21 protein-coding genes and 3 tRNA genes are annotated in these 17267 nt (G+C 63.4%); 5 read left to right on the forward strand and 19 right to left on the reverse strand.

Annotation, left to right across the window (positions count from 1 at the left end; translation table 11 throughout):
• Window positions 1-97 precede the first annotated feature (97 nt).
• The 11 genes from rplL to tuf form a co-directional block, all read right to left on the reverse strand.
• Window positions 98-478: a 50S ribosomal protein L7/L12 gene (gene rplL, locus AC4FWB_RS01820; protein WP_059189560.1), complete on the reverse strand. Its 381-nt coding sequence runs from the start codon at window positions 476-478 to the stop codon at window positions 98-100.
• Window positions 479-532: 54 nt separating this feature from the next.
• Complete coding sequence (rplJ, locus tag AC4FWB_RS01825; RefSeq protein WP_491024062.1) at window positions 533-1051, reverse strand: 50S ribosomal protein L10; 519 nt, start codon at window positions 1049-1051, stop codon at window positions 533-535.
• 369 nt (window positions 1052-1420) lie between these two features.
• Window positions 1421-2119 (reverse strand): 50S ribosomal protein L1, encoded by a 699-nt coding sequence (rplA, locus tag AC4FWB_RS01830; protein WP_491024063.1) that lies wholly within the window; start codon window positions 2117-2119, stop codon window positions 1421-1423.
• A gap of 4 nt (window positions 2120-2123) precedes the next feature.
• Complete coding sequence (gene rplK / locus AC4FWB_RS01835; protein WP_059189557.1) at window positions 2124-2552, reverse strand: 50S ribosomal protein L11; 429 nt, start codon at window positions 2550-2552, stop codon at window positions 2124-2126.
• 174 nt (window positions 2553-2726) lie between these two features.
• A complete protein-coding gene (nusG, locus tag AC4FWB_RS01840; protein WP_126054423.1) occupies window positions 2727-3254 on the reverse strand; it encodes a transcription termination/antitermination protein NusG in 528 nt (175 codons plus the stop codon).
• Between the two features lie 27 nt (window positions 3255-3281).
• Window positions 3282-3485: a preprotein translocase subunit SecE gene (gene secE, locus AC4FWB_RS01845; protein ID WP_040974128.1), complete on the reverse strand. Its 204-nt coding sequence runs from the start codon at window positions 3483-3485 to the stop codon at window positions 3282-3284.
• Between the two features lie 361 nt (window positions 3486-3846).
• A tRNA-Trp gene (locus AC4FWB_RS01850) sits at window positions 3847-3922 on the reverse strand.
• 36 nt (window positions 3923-3958) lie between these two features.
• On the reverse strand, window positions 3959-4468 hold the full coding sequence (locus tag AC4FWB_RS01855) for a metal-dependent hydrolase (protein WP_491024064.1): 510 nt from the start codon (window positions 4466-4468) through the stop codon (window positions 3959-3961).
• An 88-nt stretch (window positions 4469-4556) separates the two neighbouring features.
• Window positions 4557-5042 carry a group II truncated hemoglobin gene (locus tag AC4FWB_RS01860; protein WP_491024065.1) on the reverse strand — a complete coding sequence of 162 codons (486 nt, stop codon included), beginning with the start codon at window positions 5040-5042 and terminating at the stop codon, window positions 4557-4559.
• A 100-nt stretch (window positions 5043-5142) separates the two neighbouring features.
• The gene (locus AC4FWB_RS01865) at window positions 5143-6822 is read right to left on the reverse strand and encodes a COG3904 family protein (protein WP_491024066.1); all 1680 of its coding nucleotides are present in this window, start codon (window positions 6820-6822) and stop codon (window positions 5143-5145) included.
• 174 nt (window positions 6823-6996) lie between these two features.
• Window positions 6997-8172, reverse strand: a complete 1176-nt coding sequence (tuf, locus tag AC4FWB_RS01870; RefSeq protein WP_066989565.1) for an elongation factor Tu — start codon at window positions 8170-8172, stop codon at window positions 6997-6999.
• A 286-nt stretch (window positions 8173-8458) separates the two neighbouring features.
• On the opposite strand from tuf, the gene AC4FWB_RS01875 reads away from it, so the two are divergent.
• Window positions 8459-9346, forward strand: a complete 888-nt coding sequence (locus AC4FWB_RS01875) for a DMT family transporter (RefSeq protein ID WP_491024067.1) — start codon at window positions 8459-8461, stop codon at window positions 9344-9346.
• Window positions 9347-9456: 110 nt separating this feature from the next.
• On the forward strand, window positions 9457-9792 hold the full coding sequence (locus AC4FWB_RS01880; RefSeq protein WP_491024068.1) for a YciI family protein: 336 nt from the start codon (window positions 9457-9459) through the stop codon (window positions 9790-9792).
• Window positions 9793-9924: 132 nt separating this feature from the next.
• On the opposite strand, the gene AC4FWB_RS01885 is transcribed toward AC4FWB_RS01880, so the two are convergent.
• Complete coding sequence (locus tag AC4FWB_RS01885; protein WP_491024069.1) at window positions 9925-10182, reverse strand: GlsB/YeaQ/YmgE family stress response membrane protein; 258 nt, start codon at window positions 10180-10182, stop codon at window positions 9925-9927.
• 126 nt (window positions 10183-10308) lie between these two features.
• Between AC4FWB_RS01885 and AC4FWB_RS01890 the strand changes: the two genes are divergently transcribed.
• Window positions 10309-10761 carry a YidB family protein gene (locus tag AC4FWB_RS01890; protein ID WP_491024070.1) on the forward strand — a complete coding sequence of 151 codons (453 nt, stop codon included), beginning with the start codon at window positions 10309-10311 and terminating at the stop codon, window positions 10759-10761.
• A gap of 77 nt (window positions 10762-10838) precedes the next feature.
• Here the strand turns inward: AC4FWB_RS01890 and AC4FWB_RS01895 are convergent.
• Window positions 10839-10912 (reverse strand) — tRNA-Gly (locus AC4FWB_RS01895).
• 88 nt (window positions 10913-11000) lie between these two features.
• Window positions 11001-11085, reverse strand: a tRNA-Tyr gene (locus AC4FWB_RS01900).
• 200 nt (window positions 11086-11285) lie between these two features.
• Between AC4FWB_RS01900 and AC4FWB_RS01905 the strand changes: the two genes are divergently transcribed.
• A complete protein-coding gene (locus AC4FWB_RS01905) occupies window positions 11286-12149 on the forward strand; it encodes a TrmH family RNA methyltransferase (RefSeq protein ID WP_491024071.1) in 864 nt (287 codons plus the stop codon).
• A 98-nt stretch (window positions 12150-12247) separates the two neighbouring features.
• On the opposite strand, the gene AC4FWB_RS01910 is transcribed toward AC4FWB_RS01905, so the two are convergent.
• From AC4FWB_RS01910 to gcl, 3 genes are all read right to left on the reverse strand, one after another.
• The gene (locus AC4FWB_RS01910) at window positions 12248-13132 is read right to left on the reverse strand and encodes a 2-hydroxy-3-oxopropionate reductase (RefSeq protein WP_491024072.1); all 885 of its coding nucleotides are present in this window, start codon (window positions 13130-13132) and stop codon (window positions 12248-12250) included.
• 109 nt (window positions 13133-13241) lie between these two features.
• A complete protein-coding gene (gene otnI / locus AC4FWB_RS01915; RefSeq protein ID WP_491024073.1) occupies window positions 13242-14039 on the reverse strand; it encodes a 2-oxo-tetronate isomerase in 798 nt (265 codons plus the stop codon).
• A 23-nt stretch (window positions 14040-14062) separates the two neighbouring features.
• On the reverse strand, window positions 14063-15844 hold the full coding sequence (gene gcl, locus AC4FWB_RS01920; protein WP_491024074.1) for a glyoxylate carboligase: 1782 nt from the start codon (window positions 15842-15844) through the stop codon (window positions 14063-14065).
• A 202-nt stretch (window positions 15845-16046) separates the two neighbouring features.
• Between gcl and bhcR the strand changes: the two genes are divergently transcribed.
• Window positions 16047-16868, forward strand: coding sequence for an HTH-type transcriptional regulator BhcR (gene bhcR / locus AC4FWB_RS01925; RefSeq protein WP_491024075.1), 822 nt, complete (start codon window positions 16047-16049; stop codon window positions 16866-16868).
• Here bhcR and AC4FWB_RS01930 read toward each other — a convergent pair whose 3' ends face one another.
• Both AC4FWB_RS01930 and AC4FWB_RS01935 read right to left on the reverse strand, forming a co-directional pair.
• Window positions 16869-17075, reverse strand: a complete 207-nt coding sequence (locus tag AC4FWB_RS01930) for a hypothetical protein (protein WP_491024076.1) — start codon at window positions 17073-17075, stop codon at window positions 16869-16871. It lies immediately after the preceding gene.
• Window positions 17076-17096: 21 nt separating this feature from the next.
• Window positions 17097-17228: a hypothetical protein gene (locus tag AC4FWB_RS01935; RefSeq protein ID WP_491024077.1), complete on the reverse strand. Its 132-nt coding sequence runs from the start codon at window positions 17226-17228 to the stop codon at window positions 17097-17099.
• Window positions 17229-17267: the final 39 nt, after the last annotated feature.

Raw genomic sequence — 17267 nt, forward strand, 5'->3', positions numbered from 1 at the left:
GGCCCTCAGGAAAGAGGTTTTCAAACGTCTCGCGCAGTGAAGCCTCCCTCAGTCCAAGGGAGGGGGCGGACGGCGCGAGACCGCCCGCCCTCGCCTATTACTTCAGCTCGACCTTGGCGCCAGCTGCTTCCAGCTGAGCCTTGAACTTGTCGGCGTCGGCCTTGGAAACGCCTTCCTTGACCGGCTTCGGAGCCGCTTCGACCAGGTCCTTGGCTTCCTTGAGGCCAAGGCCGGTGATGGCGCGGACTTCCTTGATGACGTTGATCTTCTGGGCGCCGGCGTCGGCGAGAACGACGTCGAATTCCGTCTTCTCTTCGGCCGGAGCAGCAGCAGCGGCACCAGCGCCACCGGCAGCGGCAACCGCCACCGGAGCAGCGGCCGAAACGCCCCACTTCTCTTCCAGGAGCTTCGAGAGCTCGGCCGCCTCGAGGACGGTCAGCTTCGAAAGGTCGTCTACGATCTTTGCGAGATCAGCCATTTGTGTATTCCTTCACTAGGTTCGAACGTGTGTTGTTGACAGCGAGGAACGGCCTCATGCCGCCTCGTCCTTCCGGGCGTAAGCGCCGATGACGCGCGCGACCGAAGCCGCGGGCGCATTGACGATCTGGGCGATCCGGGTTGCCGGCGTGGCGATCATGCCAACCAGCTTGGCGCGCAGCTCGTCGAGCGACGGTAGCGTGGCGAGTGCCTTCACACCGTCGGCGTTGAGCGAGGTCGAGCCCATCGCGCCGCCGAGAATGATCAACTTGTCATTCCCCTTGGCGAAATCGGACGTAACCTTGGGCGCCGCAACCGGATCCTCCGAATAAGCGACCAGCGTCTGTCCCTTGAACAGATCGACGATCGATGCGGAGTCCGTGCCCTGAAGAGCGATCTTGGCGAGACGGTTCTTCGCGACTTTAACGGTGCCACCGGCGGCGCGCATCTTCGACCGAAGGTCGTTCATTTGCGCGACGGTGATACCGGCATAGTGGGCCACGACCACTGAACCCGCGTTCGAGAACGCATCATTCAGGCCCGTGACGAGTTCGCGTTTTTCCGCTCTGTCCACTGCCTATCTCCAGTTGACCTCTGCCTCATTCACGAGGTCAGAAGTCGGGTTGCCTTTTGCCGGCCGGGCCATCCAAAAACGGATCTCCCGAACGGCGCTCGAGGATCCTGCCCCCTTTCGCCACACCGACGGCCAAGCCGGCGATGCGCTGACAAAAGGCAAACACGGTTCGAACCTTTCATTGGAGCTTTCGCTCCTTTGTCGGGTCTTCACCCGTCTCATGCAGGCCCAGATGAATTAAGGCGTTTGGGCCGCCTGCAATCTCGGACAGGATATCCGGAAACCTTTCGGCTCCCGGGGTACCGGGCCGCCGACGGATCGGCGGTCCGGAATTCTTGTGCGACCGGCCTGAAGCCGGTCACGCGACACTTACGACGCGGCGAGCGTCGCGATGTCGAGCTTGAGGCCGGGGCCCATCGTCGAGGTGACCGACACCTTCTTGACGTAGTTGCCCTTGGCGCCGGCGGGCTTGGCCTTGTTCACCGCATCGGCGAAGGCCCGCACATTCTCTTCCAGCGCCTTGACGTCGAACGAGACCTTGCCGACGCCGGCCTGGACGATGCCGGCCTTCTCGACGCGGAACTCGACGGCGCCGCCCTTCGAAGCCTTGACGGCGGCCGCGACATCGGGGGTCACGGTGCCGACCTTCGGGTTCGGCATCATGCCGCGCGGGCCGAGCACCTTACCCAGACGGCCGACCAGCGGCATCATGTCCGGGGTGGCGATGCAGCGATCGAAGTCGATCGTGCCCTTCTGGACGATGTCGACCAGATCCTCGGCGCCAACGATGTCGGCGCCGGCGGCCTTGGCTTCCTCGGCCTTGTCGCCACGCGCAAACACCGCGACGCGCACCGAGCGGCCGGTGCCGTTCGGCAGATTGACCACGCCGCGGACCATCTGGTCGGCATGACGCGGATCGACGCCGAGATTCATCGCGACCTCGATCGTCTCGTCGAACTTCACCGAAGACCGCTCCTTGAGCAGCTTCAGGGCTTCACCAAGAGCATAGGCCTTGTTCGGGTCGATGCCTTCGCGGGTCTTTGCCACGCGCTTTGCAAGCTTTGCCATGATCTCAGCCCACCACTTCCAGGCCCATCGAGCGGGCGGAGCCCTCGACCATGCGCATGGCCGCCTCGACGTCGTTTGCGTTCAAGTCCTTCATCTTCTGCTCGGCGATCTGGCGCACCTTGTCGCGCGAGATCGTGCCGGCCTTCACCTTGCCCGGCTCCTTCGAGCCCGACTTCAGATTGGCGGCCTTCTTCAGGAAGTAGCTCACCGGCGGCGTCTTCATGACGAAGGTGAACGACTTGTCCTGGTAGTAGGTGATGACGACCGGGATCGGCGACCCCTTCTCCAGCTCCTGGGTCTGCGCGTTGAACGCCTTGCAGAACTCCATGATGTTGATGCCGCGCTGACCAAGCGCCGGGCCGATCGGGGGCGACGGCGTGGCCGAGCCCGCGGCAACCTGGAGCTTGAGCTGGCCTGCAACTTTCTTAGCCATCTCTATTCCTGCCTTTTCTCATGCCGGCCCCACCATCTGGGAAACGCCGGCGGTTGCAGTCTGGTGGTGCGGTTCCAGCGGCCGGCTAAGCCGCTTTCGCCTTCCACCCGTTGATGGCAGCGCTTTGCTTCGCGCCGCCGATCCCTTTCGCCTGTCGACTGAGGGATCTTCGGATCAGCCCTTTTCGACTTGTCCGAATTCCAGATCGACGGGCACCGCGCGCCCGAAGATCGAAACTTCCACCTTGAGGCGCGCCCGCTCCTCGTCCACTTCCTGGACGAAACCGTTGAACGACGCGAACGGGCCGTCCGAAACGCGGATCGCCTCGCCGATCTCGAAGGTGACCGACGGCTTCGGCCGCTCGACGCCTTCCTGAACCTGGTTCAGGATGCGCTGCGCCTCGGTCTCGGTGATCGGCACCGGCTTGGAATCGCCGAGGAAGCCGGTGACTTTCGGCGTGTTCTTGACCAGCGAGAAGACCGCGTCCGTCAGGTTGGCCTTCAGAAGCACATAGCCCGGGAAGAACTTGCGCTCGGCATCGACCTTGCGGCCGCGGCGGATCTCGACGACCTTCTCGGTCGGCACGACGATCTGCTCGATATCACCTGACAGGCCCTTCTGCTTGGCCTTGTTCTCGATGTCCTCGGCGACCTTCTTTTCGAAGTTCGAATAAGCGTGGACGATGTACCACCGCGCAGTCATTTCACGACCTCTCCGTAATCGCCGAACTTAATGTCCGAGGCCCAATATCCACTCGATCGCATAGCCCATGGCTATGTCGGCGGCGAAAAAGAAGATCATGGCGATGACCGCGAACACCAGGACCATCACCGTCGAGATCATGGTCTCGCGGCGCGAGGGCCATGTCACCTTGGCCGTCTCCGCGCGAACCTGCTGGAGAAAGGTGAAAGGATTAGTGGTTTTCGAAGCCATGTGCCGCTCTGTCTTCAAGACCCGTTGGCCGGGTCTCCTGGATGATCCCGCTGGCCGGGACGTGCCGCCTGAGCTTCATGCCGGCGCGAATCAGCGCCACCATTTCGCCCACGCAAATCAGACGCGTAAAGCCGGCTTCCCAGCTCCACGCGTCGCGTGTCTGTTCAGTCTACATAAAACCGATTCTTGGTCCACGCAAGTGGCAAGTGTTCCGCTTTATGTTCGAGCGCCGCCTCGGAACCATCCAGTCGTTCCGTTCCGGCTATACGGGGCCTTATGCCCCAGTTTTCCCTATATGGCAAGCCACCCGCCGGTTTTCAACGGCGAAGCAACCCCCTTCTTCAGTCCGCCACTTGGGAGATGGCACGGGCAGCAGGGCTCGAACCTACGACCTGCGGTTTTGGAGACCGCCGCTCTACCAACTGAGCTATGCCCGTATACGGGCGCTGCTATTTCACAAAGCAGATGAGAACTCAAGTGCCCTTTTGAGGCGCGCCGACCGGAAGTGGCGGTCGCAGCCACGCAAGCCGCAAGGCCCAAGTGCAAATCACGAGCTCAAGTCCAAAAGTCCAGTGCAGGATGAAGCTCAGGACCCAGTTCCGGTAGCTGGGCGGGACGGCCACGAGCTCAAAGGGATGATGACTGAAAGGCGCCAGCCACATGATCGGCGATGCCACCGTGTCGAGCACCATGTGCAGCAAGGTCCCGGCAAAGAAGACGGCGACCAATGGCAGATGCGGCAAACGGAGCAATCGACTGATAAACAGGCCTGCCAACCCAATCGCGGCCCAGAACAACGGCCAATGCGTGATGTAGGCGTGGTGGTGGGTGCGACCGCCATCGATCAGGTGAAAATAGAGCATGTCGATATCTGGGATGACGCTGCCGAGCATTGCGGCCGTCACGATGCCCGGCGCTTCCCGCCAGCGTTTCCGCGCGAGTCTTCCCAGAATATAGCCCGATGGGAGATGGGCAATCAGCATGCAGGGTCGTCTCACATTGATGCAACGACCGTGACGGTTCTTTGCGGCGTCATCTTTTCAGAATTTTGCAGAAACCCAACATCTTCCGCTAAGACTTTCCAGCAGGCGGCTTGTAAGGCCCGCCGGGCACACCCCAGCCCCAGGCCGGCATCGGCTCGGTCTCCGGGTCGCAGGTCTCGCCGAGATTGGAATTCATCTTCGCCAGCCGCGATCCCCATTCGACATAGCCCATGAAGGCTGAACGGAATTCGGGGTCGTCGGGCAGACCGACCTCGTCCGCAGCGTCGGCCAGGAGATTGATCCAGCGCCGCCGCTGCTCCTCGGTCAGGTGCTTGCCGAGATGATGCATGACCATCTCGCGGTGGCCGCCATGCTTTTCGCTGTAGGTCTTCGGTCCGCCAAAAACCTCGCCGATGAAGGCGGCGACATGCGCGGGATGATCCGGCGACATATGCCTGAACACCGGACCGACGGTCGGGTCCAGGGCCACCTTGTCGTAAAAGGTCCGCGTCAGCCGGTTGAGCGCTTCCGCGCCGCCGGCCCATTCGAACAAAGTCGGGATATCCTCGCTCATCGTCGATCCTTTCGGGCAGGCTCTGCTCAGACAGGCCGCGGAGGATAACGCAGGCCCTCTCCGGCTCAACCTGCCTCGATGGCCAGTTGGCGCATCGGCGCTACAGCTTCGCCGGCGCCTCCGCCTCGGCATTGGCGGACGGCAGAACCCGGCAATTGTCGGGCTTCGGCGATGATTTGCAGATGGTGGCGCCCGTCAGGGCGTCCACCGATTGCGGCCCCGTCGTCAGCCCGAATTTTTGCATCTCGTCCTGGCTGAGTTCGCGGTGGCTCGCATACTGGGCTGACTGCATCGCGGCGAACAGGCCCGGGCCGACGGCCATCTCGTCGAGATACGCCCGAACCTTTTCCTCCATGCCCATCGCGTGCACGCGGAAGTGCGCATTGGCTCCAACCAAGCGCCTGGCGCCGCCCGCGATCATCACTGCGCAGGCAGCGTCGCATTCGGCTCCTGCATCGATGGTGAGGCCGGCATGGAGGCCGTCCTTGGCGATGCACCCCGCCGAGCCAGGATCGCAATCGAGAAAGGCCGTGCGGGCGATCGCGACGTCCAGCCTGCGCTCGCGGATCAGCCGGCCGGCGGCGAGCGCGGCCTGCACGTCGCCGCCCGGCGAGTTGATCACGATGGGCAGCCGGCGCCCGCCGACCGTATCGATCAGCTCGCGCAGCCTGTCGGGCGTGCCGGCAACGATTGTCCCCTCCGCCGAAATCCATTCCGGGCAGTCGGGGTTGCAAAGCGGGTTGCTGCCGCGAACAAGCACGAAGCGCATCTCCTGTTCCGGCTTGAAGGATAATGGTGCAGCCTCTACCGATTGAGGAGAAGTCGGCTTGACCTCGACGGTTGCAATCTCGGCCGGCTTGGCGTCGCCGTTCGTCGGGATTTCTCGGCAGTTCGCCGGCACGGGACTGTGTTGGCAAATGGCCTTCCCGGTCAGAAGGTCGAGCGTATCGAGGCTGGTGACGAGCTTCATCTCCAGCATGTCCTCGGGCTCTATCTGCCTTATGTCGCTTGCCGGCGTCGCCTTCATCACGTCCAGCACGCCCTGCTCGACACCCATTTCCCTCAGATAGCCGGACAGCCGTTTCTCGACCGCCTTGCTCATCTCGTAGGTCTTGTAGCTGCCGGCATTCTTGCGGCTGACGATCTTGGTGCTCATGACCTTCTTCTTGCCGTTCACAATTCTGTAGGTCGTGCGGTAGAGCAGCTTTTCCCGATGATATGTCGTGGTGATCTGGTGGACGCCGAGAAAGGCCCACTCGCCGACAATGCGGCGCATGCCGCCGGAAAACATCAGCGGACAGGCCGAATTGCACATCGCGCCGCTGTCGTAGGCGATGCCGAGATAGGGCGCGGCCTTGCTGTCATCGTCGCGACAGTTCTTCATCTCCGGCGCGCAGCCGGAAAACTCCGTCGTGCCCACGGCGATGTCGAGCTTGTTCTTGCGGATCATGCGGCCGAGTTGCAGCGCGGCGTCGACATTGCCTCCAGGAGAATTGACCACGATCGGCAGTTGCCGGCCGTCGAGCGTCTTCAAAAGGCGCCTGAACAGCGCCGGCGAGCCGGCCTCGATGGTGCCTTCCGCCGCAATCCATTCCGGGCAATTGGGCTCGCAGCCGGGCGCGCTGCTGCGCACGACGGCAAAGCGCATCGTCGGGCCGAGGTCGGGCGCCTGTTCCCTGGCCTCAGCGACAAAGCTGGCCAGACCGGTCGCGGCGGCCAGCACCAGGCCGACCAGCCCGCCCCACCATCGAAAGCTGTCTGAACCGCGTTCCGGAACCACGCTCGCAAAGCCCCCACAGGTACAACCCATACTAGTTGCGGCAATGCCGCTTGCAACAGAATTGAGAGCCGTGCAGCAATACTTGGCCTGACTTGGGCCTGCGGAGCGCCGGAATCGAAAAAAGGCGGCCCGAAGACCGCCCTTTCCTTGTCGAACCGGCAACAGCCGGATCGACTATTCCTTGATGGTGACGACGATGCCGGCACCGACGGTGCGGCCGCCTTCACGGATGGCGAAGCGCAGCTTCTCTTCCATGGCGATCGGCACGATCAGCTCGACGTCGACGGTGATGTTGTCGCCGGGCATCACCATCTCGGTGCCCGCCGGCAGCGTCACGATGCCCGTCACGTCGGTGGTGCGGAAGTAGAACTGCGGACGGTAGTTGGTGAAGAACGGCGTGTGACGGCCGCCCTCGTCCTTGGTCAGGATGTAGGCTTCGGCAACGAACTTCTTGTGCGGCTTCACCGAGCCCGGCTTGGCCAGAACCTGGCCGCGCTCCACACCCTCGCGGTCGATGCCGCGCAAGAGCGCGCCGATGTTGTCGCCGGCCTGGCCCTGGTCGAGCAGCTTGCGGAACATCTCGACGCCCGTGCAGGTCGTCTTGGCCGTCGGACGGATGCCGACGATCTCCAGCTCCTCGCCGACCTTGACCACCCCGCGCTCGACGCGGCCGGTCACAACCGTGCCGCGGCCCGAGATCGAGAACACGTCCTCGATCGGCATCAGGAACGGCTTGTCCAGCGGACGAACCGGCGTCGGGATGTAGGCGTCGACCTGAGCCATCAGCTCGCGGATGGCGTCCTCGCCGATGGTCTTGTTGGAGTCCTCAAGCGCAGCCAGCGCCGAGCCCTTGACGATCGGAATGTCGTCGCCGGGGAACTCGTTCTTGGTCAACAACTCGCGGACCTCGAGCTCGACCAGCTCGAGCAGCTCGGCGTCGTCGACCTGGTCGACCTTGTTCAGGAACACCACGATCGAGGGCACGCCGACCTGGCGGGCCAAGAGGATGTGCTCGCGGGTCTGCGGCATCGGGCCGTCGGCGGCCGACACGACCAGGATCGCCCCGTCCATCTGGGCGGCACCGGTGATCATGTTCTTCACATAGTCGGCGTGGCCGGGGCAGTCGACGTGGGCATAGTGACGGTTGGCCGTCTCGTACTCGACGTGCGCCGTCGAAATCGTGATGCCGCGCGCCTTCTCTTCAGGCGCCGCGTCGATCTGGTCATAGCGCTTGTATTCGCCAAAATACTTCGTGATCGCCGCCGTCAGCGACGTCTTGCCATGATCGACGTGCCCGATCGTGCCAATGTTCACATGCGGCTTGGTGCGCTCGAATTTACCTTTTGCCATAGTCTCTTTCCTTGGGCGGCCTTGACCTTCAGTTCAGTCGAATGCGGGGCGATTAGCGACAACGGCCGAAAAACACAAGTGCCTTGTGGCTGAGCGTTCTCACGCTCGACCCGAACCTATGATCCGATTTCAGGGATATGGCGCGGATATAGGATTGGCGCAGCCGAATTCAAATGGGCGCGGCTCAACGCCTGAGCGTCCTCATCAACAGCTTCCTGCGGATAGCAGCAAGATCGACCGGAACTGGCCCATTGCCGCCGCGAGGCGCCTCTGATTTCTTCGGCGAATGCAGTTCATTCCGGCAAACATCCGCGGTCCGCTGTTCATGATCGTCTCGACGGGGTCTTACCTCGTCAACGACACGATGATGAAGCTCGCGACCGCCGGGCTGCCGCCCTATGAGGTGCTTCTGCTGCGCGGCGCAGCCGCAACGCTGTGGGGCATGCCGCTGCTTTTCATGCTGGGCTACGGCCGGCAGATCCCGTTGCTATTCGAGCGCAAGGTGCTGCGCCGCAACCTTTGCGAGCTGGCAGCGATCCTTTGCTACGTCGTTGCTTTGGCCAACATGCAGATCGCCGATTCGACGGCGCTCGGGCAGATCACGCCGCTTATCGTGCTGGTGGGGTCCTCGCTCCTGTTCGGCGAGAAGATCGGCGCGGCGCGCATGGCACTGATCGGCCTCGGCTTCGTCGGCGCCCTCATGGTGGCGCAGCCGACCATGCAGGGCATTTCCGTCTATGCCTTGCTGGCGCTCGGCAACGCGGCCATGGCCGCGGCGCGCGACCTCGCCGGACGCAAAGTGGGCGCCGAGGTGCCCGGCATGATCGTCGCCATCTCCGCCGTCCTGGTCGTGCTGGTCGGCTCAGGGATCGCGCATCTCGCTTCCGAGCAGTGGGTGGTGCCGGAGGGCCGCCACCTGCTGCTCATAGCCGGCGCCGGCCTGTTCCTGATCTTCGGCCATTTCTTCATCTTCATGGCCTATCGCGTCGGACCGACGAGCGCGGTGGCGCCCTTCTACTATTGCTTCACCGTCTGGGCGGTGATTTCCGGCTTGCTGGTGTTCGGCCAATTCCCGAATGCGCTCGCCGTCTGCGGCATCCTGCTGGTCATCGGCAGCGGCCTGGCGATCGTGTCGCTCGACGAAAGACGGCGGCGTCTGGCGGTGGTCGCCTGAGGTTTCGACCCAATTGGCCCTCAGATGGCCGTGGACCTCATCGTCCGGATCGACGCCGATCTGGCCTTGCTAGGGCTCTCGTGTCACTCTCCTCCCGTGAGGAGCCCGAGATGACGCGGTATCTGATTTCGTTCGATGACGGCGCGATGACCTTCCCTATGGAGGAGCTGCCCGATGTTGCCGAGGCGGCGCACGCGGTGATGCGGGAGGCCAAGGACGCCGGCGTGTGGGTGTTCGGCGGCGGGCTGACGAACCACGAGGGCGTGAGCGTGGTGGCCACCGATGGGACGATCACCGACGGCCCGGAAAGCAAGGCGTACATTGGCGGCTTCTGTGTCGTCGATGTGCCCTCACGCGAAGAGGCGCTGGAGTGGGCTGCCAAAGTCGCCGTGGCCTGCCGCTGTGCTCAAGAGGTCCGCGAATTCGTGCCCGACCCGGCCGTTTGACCGAGGGCCGATCGAAGGACGGCAGCGAGACTGTTGGCAGGTGCGGCAGGTCCGCCGACCACGCAACGCGCCGCCCGTGGCCGACCCGGACGGTCGGCCTCGGCCTGGCGCCCCGCGGCGTTCGTTCTGCTGCTACAGCGTGCGCTTGCCGGAGAACTGGTAATAGGCCCAGAGCACGACGACCGAGCCGACGACGGCGACGATCAGGCTCCAGATGTTGAGGCCGGTGACGCCCGACGCGCCGAAGGCGCTGAAGATCGCCCCGCCGACGATGGCGCCGACGATGCCGAGCACGATATCCATTATCATGCCCTGACCCGTCTTGTTGACGATCTTGCTGCCGATGAAACCGGCGACGACTCCGAGAATGATCCAGCTGATGATGCCCATTTTTTCCCTCCAATCCCCGCCGTGCCAATCATTTTCATATGATTGTCAAAAGCTCAAGACAGCTTGAAATTCCCCCCGGTTACGCCATTGTGGCGCCGGGCGGACTTGGTTGATAGGAGATCCACGATGGGCCTTTTTGACAACGCCGTTCCCGGCGGCAACATCACCAAACCCTTGATGATCGCTCTCGGTGCGCTGCTGGTCGGCAAAATGCTGAGCGGCAGGAGCGAGGAACAGCCGGCCGAACCTCAAGCCCCGGCACCGACTCCCGCCGGAACCTCCGCCGACGGCGGCCTGCTCGGCGGATTGGGTGGGCTGCTCGACAAGCTCAAGAATGCCGGGCATGGCAATGTGGCCGATTCCTGGGTCGGCACCGGCCAGAACCAGCCGATCAACGCCAACGACCTTGGCGCTGCGATCGGCCCGCAGGTCATCCGCGAGATCGCGCAGCGGACCGGCCTTAACGAGCAGGAACTGCTGCAGCAATTGTCCGTGGCGCTGCCTGGCATCGTCGACAAGCTGACGCCGAACGGCCAGATCCCGCAGAACCATCAGGTCGCTTCGGCCTTTAATAGCTAGCCGGCAGGTTTCGAGCAATTGGGGCGCTGCGCGTGCTTTGCCGGCGCGGCGCTTCAAAACTTTTGCGGAAGGAAATTTGGAGCGGGTAGCGGGAATCGAACCCGCATATTCAGCTTGGAAGGCTGCTGCTCTACCACTGAGCTATACCCGCGCCTTACACTGAAGTACCGGATTCACCCGAAAAGCGCTATGCACTTTCGGTCCGAGACTTTTTCGTTTCAGGGCTTCCGGGCCGGCAGTGGTGGAGAGGGTTGGATTCGAACCAACGTAGGCTAAGCCAACGGATTTACAGTCCGTCCCCTTTAACCACTCGGGCACCTCTCCAGTCTGCCGCCGGAGCCATGCAACGAGGCATTCATGCGGATCCGGAGCCCGAGTAAGGATCTTCTCCGAAATCAGCGATGCGCCTTATGGCGGCAAGGCCGGTGGGTGTCAACCGGCGCGGCCAGGGTTTTTCGAGGATGTTCGGCATTCATTGCCGCGGCCCATATCCTTAGCCGGACGGGACGGCTATAGAGGCCGGCATGAGCGACAACAAAAGCAACAAACCGGGCACCCCGAAGGACACCCACTACGCCAAGCTTAGGCGCGCGCATCGCGACCAGAAGGCGGGCGGCGCGCCGGCGTTCCGGCCGCGCCAGCCGGTGCCGCCGGGCGAAGCGCCGACCGAGGGGTTGGTGCGGCTTTATGGCCTGCACACGGTGCGGGCGGCGCTCGACAATCCGCGGCGCAAGATCAAGAAAATGCTGGTGACGCGCAACGCCGCCGAGCGGCTTGCGGTCGGCGATCTCGCCGCCCTGCCCTTCAAGACCGAGCTGGTCGAGCCGAAGGACATCGACAGGATCACTGGATCGGAAGCGGTCCACCAGGGCGTGCTGATCGAGGCGGAACCGCTGAAGCCGAAGCGCCTCGACGCGCTCGGCGATACCAGGCTCGTTCTTGTGCTCGATCAGGTCACCGATCCGCACAATGTCGGCGCCATCCTGCGCTCGGCGGTTGCCTTCGGCGCCGGCGCGCTGATCACCACGGCACGTCACAGCCCGCAGGAATCCGGCGTGCTGGCGAAATCGGCATCCGGCGCGCTCGAGCATATCGACCAGATCGAGGTGAAGAACCTCGCCGACGCGATCGGCCAGTTGCACGAGGCCGGCTTCCAGACGATCGGGCTCGATTCAGATGGACCGGCGGAGCTCGAAAAGACCTTCGCCGGAGACAAAGTTGCGTTGGTGCTGGGCGCAGAAGGCAAGGGGCTGCGCCAAAAAACTCGCGAAACCGTGACGGCGCTGGCCCGCCTCGACATGCCCGGCGCGATACGCTCGCTCAACGTCTCCAACGCAGCGGCGGTGAGCCTCTATGCGGCCAGAAAATTCCTGGCGAATAGCGAATAGCGAATAGCGAATAGCGAATAGCGAATAGCGAATAGGTTGGATCACGACGGCTTGGTGGCTGGCAACCCTATTCGCTACTCCCTATTCGCTATTCGCTTCTACGCCACTTCGTGCCCCGCCATCCGCTCCAGAGCCCTGACCAGCGCCGAGTGATCTTCCTTGGCGCCGCCATTGGCGGCGCAGGAGTTGAACAATTGTTGCGTGGTCGAGGTGTTGGGCAGCGACACGCCGAGCGCCTTTGCGCCCTCCAGCGCCAGGTTGAGGTCCTTCTGGTGCAGCTCGATGCGGAAGCCGGGCGCGAAGGTGCGCTTGATCATACGTTCGCCATGCACTTCGAGAATGCGCGAGGCGGCGAGCCCGCCCATCAGCGCCTGCCTGACCTTCGCCGGATCGGCGCCGGCCTTTGACGCGAAAACGAGCGCTTCACCGACGGCTTCGATGGTCAGCGCGACGACGATTTGGTTCGCGACCTTGGTGGTCTGGCCGACGCCGTTCGGGCCGACCAGCGTGATGTTTTTGCCCATCTTCTCGAACACGGGCTTCGCCCGCTCGAACGCCTTTTCCTCGCCGCCGACCATGATGGTGAGCGAGGCCGCCTTGGCGCCGACCTCGCCGCCCGACACCGGCGCGTCGAGATAGTCGCAGCCGAGATCGTTGATTTTTTTGGCGAATTCCTTGGTGGCGATCGGCGAGATCGAGCTCATGTCGATGACGAGCTTGCCCTTGGACAGGCCCGAGGCGACGCTGTTCTCGCCGAACAGCACATCCGCTACCTGCGGCGTATCGGGGACCATGGTGATGATGATGTCGGCGGCCTTGGCCACGGCATCGTTGCCGGAGACGGTCTTCAGTCCCTTGGCGACGAGATCGGCCGGCGGTTTCGAGCGATGATCGCTGGCGACGACCTGATAGCCGGCATCGAGCAGATGCCCCGCCATCGGCGCGCCCATGATGCCCAGCCCGATGAAGCCGATGGTTTCCATTGTTGTTCTCCGTCGCAATTTGTTGAGGCCGCGTTCCTTCGCGCCCCCCTCTGTCCTGCCGGACATCTCCCCCACAAGGGGGGAGATTGGCGGCTTCGAAGTTGGCTCTTTAAGCCGCCGCGCTGCCCTGCCCGGCAAATTGGCGGAACCAGCCAAGCCCGGCCTCCGTGCCGGCTTTCGGCTTGTATTCGGCGCCGATCCAGCCGGAATAGCCGAGGCGGTCGATATGCTCGTAGAGGAAGGGATAATTGATCTCGCCCGTCCCCGGCTCGTGACGGCCGGGATTGTCCGCAAGCTGGATATGCGCGATGCGGCCGAGGTTCGCCTCGATGGTACGGGCGAGATCCCCCTCCATGATCTGCATGTGATAGATGTCGTATTGCAGGAACAGGTTCTTCGAGCCGATACGGTCGATCAGCGCCAGCGCCTGGTCGGTGTAGTTCAGGAAGAAGCCCGGAATGTCGCGGGTGTTGATCGGCTCTATCAACAGCCTGATGCCGGCCTGCTCCAACTTCTCGGCCGCGAAGGCGAGGTTCTCGGCAAAGACGTTCTCCAGCACGGTGCGGTCGGCGCCCTGCGGCGCGATGCCGGCGAGGCAGTTGATCTGCTCGCAGCCCAGCGCATGCGCATAACTGATCGCCTTGGCGACGCCTTGCCGGAATTCCGGCACACGGTCGGGCAGCACGGCAATGCCGCGCTCGCCCTTGCCCCAGTCACCGGCCGGCAGATTGAAGAGAACCTGGCTGAGGCCGTTCTTCTTCAGCCGCGCCGCGACGACATCCGGCGCGTGGTCGTAGGGGCCGATATATTCGATGCCCTTGAAGCCGGCGCGGGCGGCGGCATCGAAGCGGTCGAGGAACTCATGCTCGCCAAAGAGCATCGAAAGATTGGCTGAAAAACGCGGCATTCTTCTTCTCCTTCTCGTCGAACTCAATCCAACATCACGATAGCCGTCGGCGCGTCTTCATGGCTCTCGGCAAGTTCCTCGAATTCGGTGATCTTGTCGATTTCGGTACCCATCGAAATATTGGTGACGCGCTCGAGAATGAATTCGAGAACCACCGGAACCTGGTGCTCCTTCATCAGCCGCTGCGCCTCCTTGAAGGCGCCGGCGAACTCCTCGGGCTTCCTCACCCTGACCGCCTTGCAGCCCATCGCCTCGGCGACCGCGACGTGGTCGACACCATAGCCGGCCTCGGGATCGTCAGCGCGGTTGACGTTCTCGAAGGCGAGGCTGACCTCGTAGTCCATCGAGAAGCCGCGCTGCGCCTGGCGGATCAGGCCGAGATAGGCGTTGTTCACGACGACGTGGATATAGGGCAGCTTGTGCTGCGCGCCGACCGCCAGTTCCTCGATCATAAACTGGAAGTCGTAGTCGCCGGAGAGCGCGACGATATTCCGATCCGGATCGGCGGCGCGCACGCCAAGCGCGGCCGGCAGCGTCCAGCCGAGCGGGCCGGCCTGGCCGCAATTGATCCAGTTGCGCGGCTTGTAGACATGCAGGAACTGCGCGCCGGCGATCTGCGACAGGCCGATCGTGGTGACATAGGTGGTGTCGCGGGCGAAAGCCTTGTTCATCTCCTCATAGACGCGCTGCGGCTTCAGCGGCACCTGCTCGAAATGCGTCTTGCGCTTCATCGTCTTCTTGCGCTGCTGGCACTCCTTCGCCCAGCCCGACCAGTCGCGCAGCTTGCCGGTTGTCCGCCATTCGGTGGCGACGTCGAGCAGGATCTTCAACGCGGCACCCGCATCCGAGACGATGCCGAGATCCGGCGCGAAGACGCGGCCTATTTGCGTCGGCTCGATGTCGACATGGATGAACTTCTTGCCCTTGGTGTAGACGTCGACCGAGCCGGTGTGGCGGTTGGCCCAGCGGTTGCCGATGCCGAAGACGAAATCGGAAGCCAGCATCGTCGCGTTGCCGTAGCGGTGCGAAGTCTGCAGGCCGCACATGCCGGCCATCAGCCGATGGTCGTCGGGAATCGTGCCCCAGCCCATCAGCGTCGGGATGACCGGCACGCCGGTGACCTCGGCGAACTCGATCAACAGATCGGAAGCATCGGCGTTGATGATGCCGCCGCCGGCGACGATCAGCGGCTTTTCCGCTTCGTTCAGCATCGAAAGCGCCTTCTCGGCCTGGGCGCGCGTCATCGCCGGCTTGAACGGGGCGAGCGGCTCATAGGCGTCGATGTCGAACTCGATCTCGGCCAATTGCACGTCGACCGGCAGGTCGATCAGCACCGGGCCCGGCCGCGAGGAGCGCATCAGGTGGAAAGCCTTCTGCAGCGCCATCGGCACCAGGTATGGCTCCATGACGGTGACCGCCCATTTGGTGACCGGTGCTGCGATCGCGGCGATGTCGACGGCCTGGAAATCCTCCTTGTTGAGGCGCGCGCGGGGGGCCTGCCCGGTGATGCAGAGGATCGGGATGGAATCGGCCGAGGCCGAATAGAGCCCAGTGATCATGTCGGTGCCGGCCGGACCGGAGGTGCCGATGCAGAGGCCGATATTGCCGGCCTTGGCCCGCGTGTAGCCCTCGGCCATGTGCGAGGCGCCCTCGACATGACGGGCGAGGACGTGGCGAATGGTGCCCCTCGCCTTCAGCGCCGAATAGAGCGGGTTGATCGCCGCGCCCGGCACGCCGAAGGCATTGGTGATGCCTTCCTTCTCGAGAACGAGAACCGCAGCGTCGACAGCGCGCATCCTGGCCATGTCCAGTCTCCACTTCGTTGGTTGGCTTGAGAATGCCAGCGCGCCTTCGATTTTTCAATTTTTTCAGAATATTTTTTCATTTCTAGAAAACCACTCTTATCCACTGATTCCGCTTCACTTTTCGTTTTCCAGAAAATCGCCATGGAGAGCCAGTGAAAAACTTTTTCATTGCGCTTGGCGGCAAATCGGCCAGAATACGCGCATGGAAACCACGGAAAAGCGCCAGCGCGGGCGGCCGCGCGCCTTCAACGGTCCGTCGGAGGCAGCCTCGGTGCAGTCGCTCGACCGGGCGCTGCGCATCCTGGCGATCGTCGCCGAGGCCAGCGGCCTGTCGTTGAGCGAGATCGCGGCGCGCAGCGGGATTGCCGCTTCCACCGCCTATCGCATGCTGACGACGCTTGAGAACCACGGCATGGTCGAGTTCGATACGACCGACCAGCTTTGGTCGATCGGCGTCGAGACCTACCGCATGGGAGCGGCCTTCCTGCGCCGCAGAAAACTGGTCGACCGCGCCCGCATCGTCATGCAGGAATTGATGGAGAAGACCGGCGAGACCGCAAATCTCGGCGTCGCCGAGGACGACTGCGTCGTCTTCGTCAGCCAGGTCGAGACGCACCAGGCGATCCGCGCCTTCTTCCGGCCGGGCACGCGCAGCTCCTTTCATGCTTCGGGCATCGGCAAGGCGGTGCTGGCGCATCTCGAGCCGGAGCGGGTGGCGGCCATCCTGCGCAAGGCTGGCTTGCAGCGTTTTACCGACAAGACGCTCTCCGACATCTCGGCGCTGGCCCACGATCTCGCTGTTATCAAGCATCGCGGCTGGTCGGTCGACGACGAGGAACGCCATCCCGGCATGCGCTGCGTGGCCGCTGCCATTTTCAACGAGTTCGGCGAGCCGATCGGCGGCGTTTCCGTTTCCGGCCCGACCGTCCGGGTGACGCCCGAGCGCCTGGCCGAGATCGGACCGCTGGTGCGCGAGGCCGCGGCGGAAGTGACAAAGATGATCGGCGGCGCGAAGGCCGACTGACTACGAAGCGCCCGGCAGCGCGCTCTTTGCCGCTATGTCGAAGAAATCGAGCAGGATCGCCAGTCCGACGCCGCAGGCGGTGCAGACCGGGCCGGTGATGAATATCCGGTTGGCGCGCGCATAGATCGGCCGCTGTAGCGACTTCGTGTCGAGCAGCATGGCCAGCGCCCGCATTTGCAGGGCGATGCCGACAAGGATCGGCACCACGGCGAGCAGATGATAGGTCTGTCAGGGGATCGGGTTCGCCGCCCAATGGGTGATGAAGCCCAGCGAGAAGGCCAGCAGGATGCAAACGGTGGCGACCGTGCCGTTGCGAAAAACCGGCTCGATCAGGTCCTCCTTCGGATCCCGCTCGTCCAAGCCACCCTCCCCTCGATGGCGTCAAGGCCAGATTAGACG

This window comes from Mesorhizobium sp. LEGMi-168a (genome assembly GCF_058312955.1).

Excerpts from the sequence above, each read along its gene's own strand:
- rplL (WP_059189560.1), bottom strand. The coding sequence starts at position 478 with ATGGCTGATCTCGCAAAGATCGTAGACGACCTTTCGAAGCTGACCGTC.
- rplA (WP_491024063.1), bottom strand. The coding sequence starts at position 2,119 with ATGGCAAAGCTTGCAAAGCGCGTGGCAAAGACCCGCGAAGGCATCGAC.
- rplK (WP_059189557.1), bottom strand. The coding sequence starts at position 2,552 with ATGGCTAAGAAAGTTGCAGGCCAGCTCAAGCTCCAGGTTGCCGCGGGC.
- nusG (WP_126054423.1), bottom strand. The coding sequence starts at position 3,254 with ATGACTGCGCGGTGGTACATCGTCCACGCTTATTCGAACTTCGAAAAG.
- secE (WP_040974128.1), bottom strand. The coding sequence starts at position 3,485 with ATGGCTTCGAAAACCACTAATCCTTTCACCTTTCTCCAGCAGGTTCGC.
- AC4FWB_RS01855 (WP_491024064.1), bottom strand. The coding sequence starts at position 4,468 with ATGCTGATTGCCCATCTCCCATCGGGCTATATTCTGGGAAGACTCGCG.
- AC4FWB_RS01860 (WP_491024065.1), bottom strand. The coding sequence starts at position 5,042 with ATGAGCGAGGATATCCCGACTTTGTTCGAATGGGCCGGCGGCGCGGAA.
- tuf (WP_066989565.1), bottom strand. The coding sequence starts at position 8,172 with ATGGCAAAAGGTAAATTCGAGCGCACCAAGCCGCATGTGAACATTGGC.
- AC4FWB_RS01875 (WP_491024067.1), top strand. The coding sequence starts at position 8,459 with ATGCAGTTCATTCCGGCAAACATCCGCGGTCCGCTGTTCATGATCGTC.
- AC4FWB_RS01880 (WP_491024068.1), top strand. The coding sequence starts at position 9,457 with ATGACGCGGTATCTGATTTCGTTCGATGACGGCGCGATGACCTTCCCT.
- AC4FWB_RS01885 (WP_491024069.1), bottom strand. The coding sequence starts at position 10,182 with ATGGGCATCATCAGCTGGATCATTCTCGGAGTCGTCGCCGGTTTCATC.
- AC4FWB_RS01890 (WP_491024070.1), top strand. The coding sequence starts at position 10,309 with ATGGGCCTTTTTGACAACGCCGTTCCCGGCGGCAACATCACCAAACCC.
- AC4FWB_RS01905 (WP_491024071.1), top strand. The coding sequence starts at position 11,286 with ATGAGCGACAACAAAAGCAACAAACCGGGCACCCCGAAGGACACCCAC.
- AC4FWB_RS01910 (WP_491024072.1), bottom strand. The coding sequence starts at position 13,132 with ATGGAAACCATCGGCTTCATCGGGCTGGGCATCATGGGCGCGCCGATG.
- otnI (WP_491024073.1), bottom strand. The coding sequence starts at position 14,039 with ATGCCGCGTTTTTCAGCCAATCTTTCGATGCTCTTTGGCGAGCATGAG.
- gcl (WP_491024074.1), bottom strand. The coding sequence starts at position 15,844 with ATGGCCAGGATGCGCGCTGTCGACGCTGCGGTTCTCGTTCTCGAGAAG.
- bhcR (WP_491024075.1), top strand. The coding sequence starts at position 16,047 with ATGGAAACCACGGAAAAGCGCCAGCGCGGGCGGCCGCGCGCCTTCAAC.